Annotated in this window: 12 protein-coding genes; 9 read left to right on the forward strand and 3 right to left on the reverse strand. The window is 60.4% G+C overall.

Annotated features, from left to right (window positions below; all coding sequences use genetic code 11):
• Positions 1 to 111 precede the first annotated feature (111 nt).
• The 8 genes from AC3I0A_RS25180 to yccS all read left to right on the forward strand — a co-directional run bounded on the left by AC3I0A_RS25180 (position 112) and on the right by yccS (position 11,352).
• The gene (locus tag AC3I0A_RS25180; protein ID WP_489375220.1) at positions 112 to 807 is read left to right on the forward strand and encodes an RraA family protein; all 696 of its coding nucleotides are present in this window, start codon (positions 112 to 114) and stop codon (positions 805 to 807) included.
• Between the two features lie 116 nt (positions 808 to 923).
• The gene (locus AC3I0A_RS25185) at positions 924 to 2,366 is read left to right on the forward strand and encodes a TldD/PmbA family protein (RefSeq protein WP_489375221.1); all 1,443 of its coding nucleotides are present in this window, start codon (positions 924 to 926) and stop codon (positions 2,364 to 2,366) included.
• Entirely contained in the window at positions 2,366 to 3,703 is a 1,338-nt protein-coding gene (locus tag AC3I0A_RS25190) for a TldD/PmbA family protein (RefSeq protein ID WP_489375222.1), read from the forward strand. Before AC3I0A_RS25185 ends, AC3I0A_RS25190 begins: the two co-directional genes overlap by 1 nt.
• 86 nt (positions 3,704 to 3,789) lie before the next feature.
• Positions 3,790 to 4,680, forward strand: coding sequence for an alpha/beta fold hydrolase (locus tag AC3I0A_RS25195; RefSeq protein WP_489375223.1), 891 nt, complete (start codon positions 3,790 to 3,792; stop codon positions 4,678 to 4,680).
• 34 nt (positions 4,681 to 4,714) lie between these two features.
• Positions 4,715 to 6,142, forward strand: a complete 1,428-nt coding sequence (gene mdtD, locus AC3I0A_RS25200) for a multidrug transporter subunit MdtD (protein WP_489375224.1) — start codon at positions 4,715 to 4,717, stop codon at positions 6,140 to 6,142.
• 105 nt (positions 6,143 to 6,247) lie between these two features.
• Entirely contained in the window at positions 6,248 to 7,585 is a 1,338-nt protein-coding gene (gene dbpA / locus AC3I0A_RS25205; RefSeq protein WP_489378596.1) for an ATP-dependent RNA helicase DbpA, read from the forward strand.
• A 153-nt stretch (positions 7,586 to 7,738) separates the two neighbouring features.
• Positions 7,739 to 8,917: a BaiN/RdsA family NAD(P)/FAD-dependent oxidoreductase gene (locus tag AC3I0A_RS25210; protein WP_489375225.1), complete on the forward strand. Its 1,179-nt coding sequence runs from the start codon at positions 7,739 to 7,741 to the stop codon at positions 8,915 to 8,917.
• A gap of 251 nt (positions 8,918 to 9,168) precedes the next feature.
• Positions 9,169 to 11,352 (forward strand): YccS family putative transporter, encoded by a 2,184-nt coding sequence (yccS, locus tag AC3I0A_RS25215; RefSeq protein ID WP_489375226.1) that lies wholly within the window; start codon positions 9,169 to 9,171, stop codon positions 11,350 to 11,352.
• A gap of 163 nt (positions 11,353 to 11,515) precedes the next feature.
• On the opposite strand, the gene AC3I0A_RS25220 is transcribed toward yccS, so the two are convergent.
• On the reverse strand, positions 11,516 to 12,253 hold the full coding sequence (locus AC3I0A_RS25220) for a substrate-binding periplasmic protein (RefSeq protein ID WP_489375227.1): 738 nt from the start codon (positions 12,251 to 12,253) through the stop codon (positions 11,516 to 11,518).
• Between the two features lie 265 nt (positions 12,254 to 12,518).
• Here AC3I0A_RS25220 and AC3I0A_RS25225 point away from each other — a divergent pair, with 265 nt between their 5' ends.
• Complete coding sequence (locus AC3I0A_RS25225) at positions 12,519 to 12,971, forward strand: GNAT family N-acetyltransferase (protein ID WP_489375228.1); 453 nt, start codon at positions 12,519 to 12,521, stop codon at positions 12,969 to 12,971.
• Between the two features lie 120 nt (positions 12,972 to 13,091).
• Here the strand turns inward: AC3I0A_RS25225 and AC3I0A_RS25230 are convergent, their stop codons facing one another.
• Together AC3I0A_RS25230 and AC3I0A_RS25235 are read right to left on the reverse strand one after the other, a co-directional pair.
• Positions 13,092 to 13,388, reverse strand: coding sequence for a winged helix-turn-helix domain-containing protein (locus AC3I0A_RS25230; protein ID WP_489375229.1), 297 nt, complete (start codon positions 13,386 to 13,388; stop codon positions 13,092 to 13,094).
• 24 nt (positions 13,389 to 13,412) lie between these two features.
• Positions 13,413 to 13,925, reverse strand: a complete 513-nt coding sequence (locus AC3I0A_RS25235; RefSeq protein ID WP_489375230.1) for a M48 metallopeptidase family protein — start codon at positions 13,923 to 13,925, stop codon at positions 13,413 to 13,415.
• Position 13,926: the final 1 nt, after the last annotated feature.

The raw sequence follows: 13,926 nt of genomic DNA on the forward strand, positions 1-13,926 counted from the left end.
CCCGCTTCACCCTTGATCCCACCCCCTGCGCAGGCCTAATCTATTGCCGCGCAAACGTTTCACCCCGCCCCAATCGACAAGCTGCCACTAGACTGGCCACGAGGCTTTCTCATGTTTGATGTCGTTTCTTCGAGCAAATGGCCCACCGGCTACCTGATCAATCCAAACGTTGAACCCCTCGATCCCAAATGGCTGAAGGAATTCAGCAAGATCCCCGCAGCCGCTGTCAGCGATTGCCTGGGTCGCAACGTCGGCGGTCTGGGTCTCAAAGCCTTCCACGGCAACGCCCCGATGCTCGGCAGCGCGCTGACCGTGCGCGTGCGTCCTGGCGACAACCTGATGATTCTCAAAGCCATGCAGATGGCCCGTCCCGGCGACGTGCTGGTGATCGACGGCAGCGCCGACCTGACCCGTGCCGTGTTCGGCGGCATCATGCGCGCCATGGCCCTCAAGGCCGGGATCGTCGGCGTGGTGATCAACGGTGCCCTGCGCGACCTCGACGAATGGCAGACCGGTGAACTGCCGGCCTACGCCATCGGCGGCGTGCATCGCGGCCCGAGCACCGACGGTGGCGGCGAAATCAACGTGCCGATTTCCTGCGCAGGGATGCTCGTCGCACCGGGCGATTTGATGATCGGCGACGGTGACGGCGTGGTCGCTGCGGCACGCGCTGAGTTGCCGGAATTGCTGATTCGCTGCCACGATCTGCTGGCCCGCGAAAAAGCCACGCTGGCAGCGATTGAAGCCGGCACCCTGGACCCGGATCGTTTCGATGCGATTCTGCGGGCCAAGGGTTGCCCGGTCTAAGCAAAAGCAAAAGCTTCGCGGGCAAGCCTGCAAGAGCACCACCAACCCCTGTGGGAGCGGGCTTGCCTGCGAAGAGGCCCTCAAGGCCACCGCGTATTCACAAGGAGGTTCTCCGAATGTTCGATTTCCACCCCCAGCTCAAGCAACGCTTTGCTGCATTGCGCACGAACGCCGAGTTTTTTTCGCTGCGCTATGTGCGTGAGTCGGGCCAGTACCTGTCGGTGCGCAAGAACGTTGCGGAGCCTCCCTACCTTGGCCGCGACGAAGGCGCGATGCTGACCGCGCGGGTCAATGGCGTCGAAGCCTACGCCGCGACCAACGACCTGTCCCAAACCGGCCTGCAAGCGGCCCTCGAACGGGCCGAACAGCAAGCCCGGTTGATCGCCGTCCACGCCCTGCTCGACCTGCGTCAACAGCCAGTGTCCAGCGAACGCGCCGATTATTTTTCACCGAATCTGGAACAGCCTTTCCCCTCTCTGAGCGACTGCTATCAATTGCTTGGCGACGAATCCGCCGCCGTGCCAAAGGACGAGCGACTGGTGAGCTGGGAAGTGAGCATTGGCATCACCAACGTCGAGCAGATCTACCTCAACAGCGCCGGTGCCGAACTGCGCCAGGCGCAGCGTTTCGTCTACCCGAGCCTGGAAGTCACCGCCTACGACGGCAGCGACAGCCAGACTCGCAGCCTGGGCCGCGAGAACTTCGGCCAGCAAGGCGGCGCCGATGTGATCGGTCGCTGCGGGCTGATAGGCGCCGGACCCAAAGTCGCTGACCAGGCCCTGCAACTGCTGCTGGCGCCGAACACCCCGCAAGGCCCGCGCGACCTGCTGCTGATGCCGGACCAGATGATGCTGCAAATCCACGAATCCATCGGCCACCCGCTGGAACTGGACCGGATTCTCGGCGACGAACGCAACTACGCCGGCACCAGTTTCGTCAACGCCAGCGACTTCGGCAGCCTGCAATACGGCTCGAAGCTGCTGAACGTAACCTTCGACCCGGACATTCCCGAACAGCTCGCCAGCTACGGCCATGACGACGACGGCACCGCGGCCAGCAAACAATTTCTGATCCGCGAAGGGTTGCTGTTACGTCCATTGGGTGGCGCACTGTCGCAATACCGTTCCGGCCTCGACGGCGTCGCCAACAGTCGCGCCTGCGGCTGGAACCGTCCACCGATCGACCGCATGGCCAACCTGAACATCGAGCCGGGCGATCAGTCACTTGAGCAACTGATCGGCGGTATCGAGCACGGCGTGCTGATGTCGACCAACCGCTCCTGGTCGATCGACGATGCCCGCAACAAATTCCAGTTCGGTTGCGAATGGGGCCAGTTGATCGAAAACGGCGAACTCAAGGGCGTGGTGAAGAACCCCAACTACCGCGCCATTTCCGCGCAGTTCTGGCGCAATCTCAGCGCCGTCGGTGACGCCAGCACCTTCAAGGTCCTCGGCACGCCGAACTGCGGTAAAGGCGAACCGAATCAGGTGATCCGGGTCGGCCATGCCTCACCGGCCTGCGTATTCAGCAACGTTGATGTGTTTGGAGGAGATGCCTGATGAGTACTGCCATGAGTCAGGCGCAACAATTCCAGGCGCTGGTCGGTTGGTTGCGCAACAACCTGCGCGAGCCGGAGCAGTTCACCCTCAGCTACGACGCCGAGTCCTCGGAGTTCATTCGTTTCAACCATGCCAAGGTGCGTCAGGCCGGGCATGTGCAGCAGGCCAGCCTGAGCTTCAAGCTGATTAACGACGGTCGCCACGGGAACCTCGGCATCACCCTCGCCGGTGATCCGCAAGTCGACCGTCAGCGCCTTGCCGACGGTTTGCAACAACTGCGCGAAACCCTGCCGTTGTTGCCGCAGGATCCATATCTGCTGCTCAACTACACCGGCTGGCAGAGCAAAAGTGTGCAGGATCACCCGCTGCCGGATACCGCTCAGGTCGTGGAAGCCATCAGCCGCGCCGCTGACGGGCTCGATCTGGTCGGCTTCTATGCGGCCGGTCCCATCAGCCGTGGCTTCGCCAGTTCCGCCGGAGCCTTTGGCTGGCATCAGGCCAACAGCTTCAACTTCGACTTCAGTCTGTTCCACGCCAACGGCCAGGCGGTGAAGGCCAGCTACGCAGGGCATGACTGGAGCAGCGAGGGTTTCGCCAAGCGCTTCCAGCAGGCTCGCGAGCAGCTTGAGTTTTTGGGCCGACCGCTGCGCACCCTGGCGCCGGGACAATACCGCGCTTACCTCGCCCCGGCCGCCCTTGAAGAAATCATCGGCATGCTCTGCTGGGGCGGTTTCTCGGCCCGCTCGATCGCCAGCAAGAACAGCCCGCTGCAGCGGCTGTACGGTGGCGATAGTCATTTCAGCCCGCTGCTGTCCCTTGATGAAAAAGTAACGGGATCGTTAAGCCCGGCGTTTTCCGCTGAAGGTTATCCACGCAGCGACCTGACGTTGATCAACGCCGGCAAGGCCGATGCGCGACTGGTCAACTCGCGCAGCGCTGCCGAATACGGCCTCACCGCCAACGGTGCCGGTGGCAGTGAATCACCAAGTGCGTTGAACATGGCGGCGGGTTCGCTGGCGCAGGAAGAGATCCTCAAGCAGTTGGGAACCGGCCTGTACATCAGCAACCTCTGGTACCTGAACTACTCGGACCTGCCCGCCGCGCGCCTGACCGGCATGACCCGCTTCGCCACCTTCTGGGTGGAGAACGGCGAAATCCAGGCACCGGTCAGCACCATGCGATTCGACGACAGCGTTTATCAGTTGCTCGGTTCTCAGCTGGAAGCATTGACCGCCGAGCGCGAGTTGCTGCTGTCGGCCAGTACTTATAGCCAGCGGGACACCTCGTCCAATCTGTTGCCGGGGGCCTTGGTCAAGCGCTTGACCCTGACTCTGTAACCCCTTGTGGGGTTCGTTTGCGGCCCACTTGCGTACAAGTGATGCATGACCTTTGGCCCTGGGAAAGGGTTTGCCGGAGTGTTGACATGAACCATGGAAGTTTCGTCATTCATAAGCTGTACAAGGACTACAACGTTCACGTTGAACAGATGGGCGACAACCCCGAGCGAAAAACCGTGCTGCTGGTCAACGGAGCGCTCTCGACGACCCGCTCGTTCGCCCGCACCAGCAAGTGCCTGGCGGAGCATTTCAATGTCCTGATGTTCGACTTGCCGTTTTCCGGTTATTCGCGCGAGCACAACGGCGAACTCGACCTGGTAACCAAAGACGACGAAGTGCAGATGCTCAGGGCGCTGGTGGAGCGCTTTGAGGTTAATCACCTGGTGTCGGCGTCCTGGGGCGGGATTTCGACCCTGCTGACCCTGGCCCACAATCCGCCCTCCATCGAAAGCTCGGTGGTCATGGCCCTGGCCCCCAACCTCAATCAGGCGATGCTCGAGTACGTCGAACGCGTGCGGGTACTGATCGAGCGTGACGACAAATCCGCCATCGGCCACTTGCTCAACGAAACGGTGGGCAAGTACCTGTCACCCCGTCTCAAGCACAATAACCACCGTCACCTCTCCAACATGGCCACCACCGAGTACCGCCAGGCCCGTTTTCATATCCATCAGGTGCTGGGCCTGGGGGACGGCAATTACCTGCCGGCACTGCGCCAGATCGAAACCCCGGTGCTCTTTCTCAACGGTCTGCTAGATGAATACACCCCCGCCCCGGAAGCACAGTTGTTCGGGCAATACGTGCGCCACAGCAGCTTTGCCACCGCCGAGCACACCGGCCACTTGCTGGACCTGGAATCACGCGAGGCAGCGAATGCGGTGCACCGGGTGTTGATCGACTACCTGGTCGGCAAGGATGTCGGGCTATCAGAAATAGACAAACCGCCAATGGGAAAACGCCCCGCCGTTGGCGCATAATCGCCAACACATAGCTTCCTAACAAAAGGTACTCATGCCGAATCGCGCGCCCCTCGACGCTACAACAGCCCGCTGGGTACCGTGGGTGGTGGCCATCGCGTTTTTCATGCAGTCCCTCGACGGGACAATCCTCAACACGGCGTTACCCGCCATGGCCCGGGACCTGGCGGAAGACCCGCTGCGCATGCAAGGCGTAATCATCGCCTACATGCTCACCGTGGCCCTGTTGATTCCCGCTTCGGGCTGGATCGCCGACCGCTTTGGCACCAAAAAGATTTTCTTCAGTGCGATTTTTCTGTTCAGCGTCGGCTCGCTGCTCTGCGCGTTATCCCAGTCCCTGAGCATGCTGATCGGCGCCCGGGTCGTGCAGGGGCTGGGTGGCGCGCTGATGTTGCCGGTGGGCAGGCTGGTGGTGCTGCGGGCCTACCCACGCTCTGAACTGGTGCGGATCATGGGTTTCATCACCATTCCGGGCCTGCTTGGCCCGCTGCTTGGCCCGACCATGGGCGGCTGGATGGTTCAGTACCTGACCTGGCACTGGATTTTCCTGATCAATCTGCCGGTCGGCCTGATTGGCTGCTACGCCGTCTGGCGCTTCATCCCCGATCTGCGCGGCAGCGAACGCACGCGCTTCGACAGCCTCGGCTTTCTGCTATTCGGCGCGGCAATGGCGCTGATCACCATCGCCATGGAAGGCCTCGGCGAACTGCACCTGCCACACTTGCGGGTGATGTTGCTGCTGTTCGCCGGCATGGCCTGCCTCGCGGCGTATTGGCTGCGGGCCGGACATATCGACAATCCGCTGTTTGCGCCCTCGCTGTTCAAGACCCGGACCTTTGCGGTGGGCATCCTCGGCAACTTGTTCGCTCGCCTGGGCAGCGGCGCCCTGCCGTTTCTGGTGCCGTTGCTACTGCAGATCGCCTTGGGTTATTCGCCGTCACAGGCCGGGATGAGCATGTTGCCTCTGGCGGCAGCGGCGATGCTCGCCAAATCCATCGCCCGACCACTGATCGAACGTCTGGGCTATCGCATCGTGCTCACCGGCAACACCCTGGCGCTCGGCCTGATGCTGGCAAGCATGGGCCTGGTCAGCGAGCAGACGCCTTATGGGTTGCTGTTGCTTCAGCTCGCCATCCTGGGCGCGATCAACTCCTTGCAGTTCACCGCAATGAACGCCGTGACCCTGATCGACCTCGACGACGCCAGCGCCAGCAGCGGCAACAGCCTGCTGTCGGTGGTCGCGCAATTGTCCCTGAGCCTGGGCGTGGCCTGCGCCGGTGCCCTGCTCGGTGGCTTTACCGCTGAAGTGAGCAACGACGGCGTAAACAGCGTTCTGGGGGCCTTTCAGCTGACTTTTCTGACCGTCGGCATCATGGCAATGCTGGCTGCGGCGATCTTTTTGCAGCTGTCGCCAAAGGACGGCCGGCGTGTTCGTCGTCCGGAAGAGCACATCGAGCCTTAGGGCGAATGGCCATAGGGCTGGTACACTGCGCGACATTTTGTTTTGCAGGCCAGTCCCGTGACCACCATCGCCACCGCTTTTAATACTTTGCCGCTGTCCGCCGCCATGCTGGCTAACCTCGACTCCCTCGGTTATGCCCAGATGACGCCGATCCAGGCGCAAAGCTTGCCGGTGATCCTCAAGGGGATGGACCTGATCGCTCAGGCCAAGACCGGCAGCGGCAAAACCGCGGCCTTCGGTATCGGCCTGCTGAACCCGATCAATCCGCGCTTCTTCGGTTGCCAGGCGCTGGTCATCTGCCCGACCCGTGAGCTGGCCGACCAGGTCGCCAAGGAAATCCGTCGACTGGCCCGTGCCGAAGACAACATCAAGGTCCTGACCCTGTGCGGCGGCGTGTCGTTCGGCCCGCAGATCGGTTCGCTGGAGCACGGCGCGCACATCATCGTCGGCACCCCGGGGCGCATCCAGCAGCACCTGCGCAAGGGTTCGCTGGTGCTCCACGGCCTGAACACGCTGATCCTCGACGAAGCCGACCGCATGCTCGACATGGGTTTCTACGATTCCATCGAAGAAATCATCGCCCAGTCCCCGGAGCGTCGCCAGACCCTGCTGTTCTCCGCCACCTACCCGGTGGGCATCAAGCAGCTTGCGTCAAAATTCATGCGCAACCCGCAACAAGTGAAGGCCGAGGCGTTCCACGACGACACGCAAATCGAGCAGCGTTTCTACGAGATCTCGCCAGAAGAGCGCATGGACGCGGTAGTCAAAGTCCTCGCGCATTTCCGTCCACAGTCCACTGTAGCGTTCTGCTTCACCAAGCAGCAGGTGCAGGAAACCGTTGATCACCTCACCGCCAAAGGCATTTCCGCCGTCGGCCTGCATGGCGATCTGGAACAGCGTGATCGTGACCAGGTGCTGGCGATGTTCGCCAACCGCAGTACCTCGGTACTGGTCGCCACCGACGTCGCCGCTCGCGGCCTGGACATCGATGCGCTGGACATGGTGGTCAACGTCGAACTGGCCCGTGACTCGGAAATCCACATTCACCGCGTCGGCCGTACCGGTCGTGCCGGTGAGAAAGGCATTGCGATCAGTCTGGTCGCGCCGTCCGAAGCCCATCGTGCCCAGGCCATCGAGCAACTGCAGAAATCGCCATTGAGCTGGGACCAGCTGGACAACCTGATCTCCCAGGGCGGCGCCCCGCTGCTGCCGGCCATGAGCACCCTGTGCATCGGTGCCGGCCGTAAAGACAAGGTTCGCCCGGGCGACATTCTCGGCGCACTGACCGGTGATGCCGGCATCCCGGGTGCCCAGGTCGGCAAAATCGCGATCTTCGACTTCCAGGCCTACGTCGCGGTAGAGCGCGGAATCGCCAAACAGGCCGTGCAGCGTTTGAGCGAAGGTAAAATCAAAGGCCGCTCGTTGCGCGTGCGGATTTTGTAAGGACTCTTCGCCCCAACGAAGATCCCCTGTGGGAGCGAGCTTGCTCGCGATGAGGCCTGCACATTCAACATAGATGTTGTCTGACAGTCCGCCATCGCGAGCAAGCTCGCTCCCACAGTTAGTTTTGTAGTGAAACATTATGAGGACACCGTTTTGCGCTCTACCGAAGTCGTGATCATTGGCGCTGGCGCCGCAGGTTTGATGTGCGCGCTGACTGCTGCCGGGCGTGGGCGCAAGGTGATGTTGATCGACCACGCGAACAAGGCCGGCAAGAAAATCCTGATGTCCGGCGGTGGACGCTGCAATTTCACCAACATGTACACCGAACCGAACAATTTTCTCTCGCAGAACGAGCACTTCTGCAAATCCGCCCTGGCCCGCTACACCCAGTGGGATTTCATCGGGCTGGTGGCCAAGCACGGCGTGCCTTACCACGAGAAAAAGCTCGGCCAGTTGTTCTGCGATAACAAATCCAGCGACATCCTCGGCATGCTGCTCGACGAGTGCGAACAGGTCGGCGTCAGCCTGCACCTGGACACCTCGATCCAGCAGATCGAGAAACTCGACAGCGGCTACCTGCTGGAAACCACCCTGGGGCAGTTGACCTGCGAATCCCTGGTGATCGCCACCGGCGGCCTGTCGATTCCAACTCTCGGTGCTACCGGTTTCGGTTATCAGGTGGCCAGACAATTCGGCCATGACCTGCTGCCAACCCGCGCCGGGCTGGTGCCATTCACCATCACCGACCAGCTCAAGGAGCTTTGCACCGAGCTGTCCGGTACTTCGGTGGATTGCCTGGTGAGCTGCAACGACCAGAGCTTTCGCGAGAACATCCTGTTCACCCACCGCGGCCTCAGCGGCCCGGCGATTCTGCAGATTTCTTCGTATTGGAATTCGGGCGACACCGTGGAAATCAACCTGCTGCCCGATTACGACGTGCCGAACTGGCTGCAACAGCAACAGGCCGAACGGCCCAACAGCGAACTGAAAACCCTGCTCGGTGAGATCTTCACCAAGAAGATGGCCAACCTGTTGGCCGAACACTGGTTCGCCTCCAAACCGATGAAGCAATACACCCACGCTGAATTGGCCGAAATCGCCGAGAAACTGGCGAACTGGAAACTGGTACCGGCCGGCACCGAAGGTTATCGCACGGCCGAAGTGACCCTGGGTGGCGTCGACACCCGCGAGGTCTCCTCGAAGACCATGGAATCGCTGAAAAGCCCCGGCCTGTATTTCATCGGTGAAGTGCTGGACGTCACCGGGCATTTGGGCGGCTTCAACTTCCAGTGGGCCTGGGCCTCTGGTTACGCTGCGGCGCAGTACGTCTAATCCGAAGTTGTACACAAAACAAAATGTGGGAGCGAGCTTGCTCGCGATGAGGCCAGCACATTCAACAACTATGTTGACTGTCAGACCGCTATCGCGAGCAAGCTCGCTCCCACATGGAATCTGTGAGTGCTTGCAGATTGCATTCATACAGGGACGGAACAGATTTTGCTGTCAGATGTGATCGGCGCCATTGCGTCGTCGTCATTACTGGCTCAATTTAGCTGCATTGCCCCGGAAGGCCTTTCCACTTCATGCCATCGACCTCGTTTCGTCAATCTCTGCGTCGCCTCTGGGCGCTGGATAAATTCAGCTACAGCCTGCGGGTGTTCATCGCCCTGACCGGCAGCATGGCGCTGTGTTGGTACCAGGATGAAATGGGCCTGCTGATCCCGTTGTTCCTGGGAATTATCGCCAGCGCCCTGGCCGAGACCGACGACAGCTGGCAAGGTCGCCTGAATGCCCTGGCCGTGACCTTGGTCTGCTTCAGTGTCGCGGCACTTTCCGTCGAGCTGTTATTCCCCTACCCGTTGATCTTTGTAGCTGCCCTGGCGCTGGCCAGTTTCGGCCTGACCATGCTTGGAGCGCTGGGCGAACGCTACGGCGCGATTGCATCGGCAACGCTGATTCTCTCGGTCTACACCATGATCGGCGTGGACCAGCGCGGCGGTGAGGTCACGGACTTCTGGCATGAGCCGGTGCTGCTGGTGGCCGGCGCTGCGTGGTACGGCCTGCTCTCGGTGTTGTGGCAGGCGCTGTTTTCCAACCAGCCGGTGCAACAGAGCCTGGCGCGGTTGTTCCGGGAGCTGGGGTATTACCTGAAGCTGAAGTCCTCATTATTCGAGCCGATTCGGCAGATGGATGTCGAGGCGCAGCGTCTGGAACTGGCCCAGCAAAACGGCCGGGTCGTCGCGGCGCTCAATGCCGCCAAGGAAATCATTCTGCACCGGGTCGGCGATGGCCGGCCGGGCTCGAAACTCAGCCGCTACCTGAAGCTGTACTTCCTCGCTCAAGATATCCACGAACGCGCCAGTTCTTCCCACTACCCCTATAACGCACTGGCCGAAGCCTTCTTCCACAGCGACGTACTGTTCCGCTGTCAGCGTCTGCTGCGCCAGCAAGGCAAGGCCTGTCGAGCGCTGGCGGAATCGATCCAATTGCGCCAGCCGTTCGTGTATGACGCCGGCTTCGCCGAAGCACTGAGCGACTTGCACGCCTCCCTCGAACACTTGCGCATCCAGAGCAATCCGGCCTGGCGCGGCTTGCTGCGCTCTTTGCGTGCGCTGGCGGCGAACCTCGGCACCCTCGACCGGCTGATCAGCGACGCGAGCAACCCGGACGGCCTGGCCGACGCTACCGACAGCAGCCTGCTGGACCGTTCGCCGCGCAACCTCAAGGACGTCTGGACACGCCTGCGCACCCAGCTGACACCGACTTCGCTGTTGTTCCGTCACGCCCTGCGCTTGCCCCTGGCGCTGAGCATCGGCTACGGCATGGTGCATTTGATCCACCCGTCCCAGGGTTACTGGATCATCCTCACCACACTGTTCGTCTGCCAACCGAACTACGGCGCAACCCGGCGCAAGCTTGGCCAGCGGGTCATTGGCACGGCGATCGGTTTGACTGCGGCCTGGGCACTGTTCGATCTATTCCCCAGCCCCTTGGTCCAGTCGCTGTTCGCCATCGCCGCCGGGATAGTGTTCTTTATCAACCGCACCACCCGTTATACCCTGGCCACAGCGGCGATCACCTTGATGGTGCTGTTCTGCTTCAATCAGGTCGGCGACGGTTACGGGCTGCTCATGCCGCGACTGCTCGACACCTTGCTCGGCAGCCTGATTGCAGGGCTCGCGGTGTTCCTGTTCCTGCCGGACTGGCAAGGCCGACGCCTGAACAAAGTGCTGGCCAATACCCTGACCTGCAACAGCATCTATCTGCGGCAAATCATGCAGCAATACGCTGCCGGTAAAAGTGACGATCTGGCGTATCGCCTGGCCCGGCGCAATGCCCACAACGCCGATGCGGCGCTGTCGACCACCCTGGCCAACATGCTGATGGAGCCCGGGCATTTTCGCAAAGAAGCCGACGTCGGTTTCCGCTTCCTGGTGCTCTCCCATACCTTGCTCAGCTACTTGTCGGGTCTCGGTGCCCACCGTGAAACCCAGTTACCGACCGAGGTACGCGAGCAGTTGATCGACGGTGCCGGCGTCAGCCTGGCAGCCAGCATCGACGAAATCGCCCAAGGGCTGGCGAGCAAACTGCCGATTGCGATTCAAAGCGATGCCGAAGAGGCGCTGGCCAATGAACTGGAGCAAATGCCGGATGAAATCGACGAAGGCCAGCGGCTGGTGCAGACCCAACTGGCACTGATCTGCCGCCAGCTCGGCCCGTTGCGGACTTTGGCGGCGCATTTGATCAAGGATCCGAGCGAGATCTAGAACTCAGTCCTGAATATCTCTACCGACTGACAAGCCGCCTTCGCGGGCAAGCCCGCTCCCACAGGGGATCCCGGTGCTCTTTGTGGGAGCGGGCTTGCCCGCGAAAGCGTCGTCACAGTCGATACATCTCTCAAGCCAGCAGCAAGACCTCAATTAACCTTCCTCACATCCCATGCTGTCTCAGCAACCGCTCATAACTCCCGTCAGCCTTCATCGCCGCTATCTCCCGGTCGAAACCGGCGATGATCTGTTGATGCTCGGGGTTTTTCAGGCTGACCAGAATGTGCAGGCTGTTTTCGCTCAGCGGATTAGGCATGAACTCCACCGCGTTGCGCACCGTGGGTGACTCGCGGGCCAGGTAGTAGCGTGCGACGTATTCATCTTCCAGGGTCAACTTCACGCGGTCAGCAGCCAACATGCGCACCGCCATCGAGAAGTTGTGCACCGGTACTTTCTGCAAACCCTGGTCGTCGTCGAACGCCGATGAATAGGCATAACCGCGCACCACAGCGATCGGATACCCATGCAGTTGCTGCAAATTGTTGTATTCGATCGGCTCTTCCTTACGCTTGATAAAGCGCACCCGGTTGAGCAGATACTCGCCGGAAAACTGTCCGAGCTGGGTCCGGGCCTCGTTGAACCAGGCATTCACCAACACGTCGTAACGCCCCTCGCCAACGCCCAGCAAGGCTCTGGCCCAAGGCACTTGTTCAAAATCACTGGCATAGCCAGCCCGCGCCAGGGCAGTACTGACTATATCGGTGGCCAGTCCGCCATTGACTAGCGTGGAGTCGGTAAAGGGCGGCCAGGCATCCGCGACCAGACGCAATTTTCCCGCATAAACGTTCTGACCCAGCAAAAGCAATCCAATCAAAGCAAAAGCTCGATGCAATCGCGGCATGCTAAAACATCCTTAGCGGGCGGGGCTGCCCAGCGTGTTTTTAGCCAAAACTCGAAGGCCCGGGTGCCAGTAATCGGCCAGTCCCTAACATTAGCTCATGGAAGCCACTGCGAAGAGCTGCAAAACAGATTACACAAAGATGACAGTACCGAGCGAAATGAATGATGGCAATTTGATTATCTTCACATAAACGACCACTTCCCCCGGCAGACATCCACTCGCGGGACGCTTAGTATCTGAAACAGAGTTCTTACGGGATGAAGAGATGACAATCGATTGGGTCTGCAAACACCATAGCGATCTGGGCAAAGAGCAGCTGTACGCTATTTTGCAATTGCGCACGGAAGTCTTCGTTGTCGAGCAGAAGTGCGCCTATCAAGACGTCGATGGCCAGGATCTTGAAGGCGACACCTGTCATTTGATGGCGTGGGACGGTGACCAGCTGGTGGCGTACTTGCGTATGCTCGACCCGGTTTCCCAAGGCGGCGATGTGGTTATCGGTCGCGTGGTGATTGCAGCACAAGCGCGAGGCAAAGGGCTGGGTCATGAACTGATGGCCAACGCCTTGAAGCAGGCTGAAAAGCATTGGCCCGAAGTGCCGATCTATTTGTCCGCCCAGGCGCATTTGCAGGGCTATTACGAGCGATATGGCTTTGTCGTGGCGGGTGAGGAGTATCTGGAAGATGATATTCCGCATATCGGCATGCGTAGATCGTGAACCCGATCGTTCCCACGCTCTGCGTGGTAATGCAGCCTTGGACGCTCTGCGTCTGCTTTGGATGTGACGCAGAGCGTCACGGGATGCATTCCCACGCAGGAGCGTGGGAACGATCAGTGTTCAGGGATACCCCAAAACCGCCTTTATCTGCCCCAGATGCTGCGTAATCCAGTCTTTATCGATCGCCCCCCAACTGTGAATCCGATAACGCCCGGCATGGTTGCGCGCACCATCCTGTTGCTCGAACTCACAGACGATATCCAGATCCGCCAGCGCCGCGATGGTGTCCTGGGCTGTGCGTCGGGGCATGCCGGTGACTTCGGTGAGCGCCGGAACGCTGCTGGCCAGCTGGCTATCGATCAGGTAAGCCACGTACAGGCGCCGATAAAAGCTGCTCTTGGTCTTGCTCACGTCCATTCACAAACTCCTTGTCAGGAACCGCTACGGGGCCACGACGGCCTTGCCCTGCATATCCCGGTACGTCAGGTAGATCCGCAGGTCGAATTCCAATTGGTGATAGCCCGGCAGCATGTGCTCGCAGAGCTGATAGAACGCCTTGTTATGGTCGGACTCTTTGAAGTGTGCCAGTTCATGCACCACGATCATGCGCAGAAACTCCGGTGCCGCATCCTTGAACAAAGACGCGATGCGGATCTCCTTCTTGGCCTTGAGCTTGCCACCCTGCACCCGGGAAATCGCCGTATGCAGACCGAGGGCGCGATGAGTCAAATCCAGACGGTTATCGAACAGCACTTTATCGATGGTCGGCGCGTTACGCAGATGTTCCTGCTTCAGGGCCAGGGCATAGCCATACAACGCCTTATCGCTCTGCACCGCATGTTTATGTGGATAACGCTGACTCAGGTAGTCGCCCAGCCGATCTTGCGCGATCAGCTGGCGCACCTGTTCCTGCAATGCGGCGGGATAAGCCTGGAGGTATTTCAGCGCGGTCATG

This window comes from Pseudomonas sp. KH_024_B2 (genome assembly GCF_057839965.1).

Bases quoted from the DNA above. Each gene is read 5' to 3' on its own strand.
- AC3I0A_RS25235 (WP_489375230.1), bottom strand. From the start codon at position 13,925: ATGACCGCGCTGAAATACCTCCAGGCTTATCCCGCCGCATTGCAGGAA.
- AC3I0A_RS25185 (WP_489375221.1), top strand. From the start codon at position 924: ATGTTCGATTTCCACCCCCAGCTCAAGCAACGCTTTGCTGCATTGCGC.
- AC3I0A_RS25180 (WP_489375220.1), top strand. From the start codon at position 112: ATGTTTGATGTCGTTTCTTCGAGCAAATGGCCCACCGGCTACCTGATC.
- AC3I0A_RS25190 (WP_489375222.1), top strand. From the start codon at position 2,366: ATGAGTACTGCCATGAGTCAGGCGCAACAATTCCAGGCGCTGGTCGGT.
- AC3I0A_RS25195 (WP_489375223.1), top strand. From the start codon at position 3,790: ATGAACCATGGAAGTTTCGTCATTCATAAGCTGTACAAGGACTACAAC.
- AC3I0A_RS25220 (WP_489375227.1), bottom strand. From the start codon at position 12,253: ATGCCGCGATTGCATCGAGCTTTTGCTTTGATTGGATTGCTTTTGCTG.
- AC3I0A_RS25230 (WP_489375229.1), bottom strand. From the start codon at position 13,388: ATGGACGTGAGCAAGACCAAGAGCAGCTTTTATCGGCGCCTGTACGTG.
- yccS (WP_489375226.1), top strand. From the start codon at position 9,169: ATGCCATCGACCTCGTTTCGTCAATCTCTGCGTCGCCTCTGGGCGCTG.
- dbpA (WP_489378596.1), top strand. From the start codon at position 6,248: ATGCTGGCTAACCTCGACTCCCTCGGTTATGCCCAGATGACGCCGATC.
- AC3I0A_RS25225 (WP_489375228.1), top strand. From the start codon at position 12,519: ATGACAATCGATTGGGTCTGCAAACACCATAGCGATCTGGGCAAAGAG.
- mdtD (WP_489375224.1), top strand. From the start codon at position 4,715: ATGCCGAATCGCGCGCCCCTCGACGCTACAACAGCCCGCTGGGTACCG.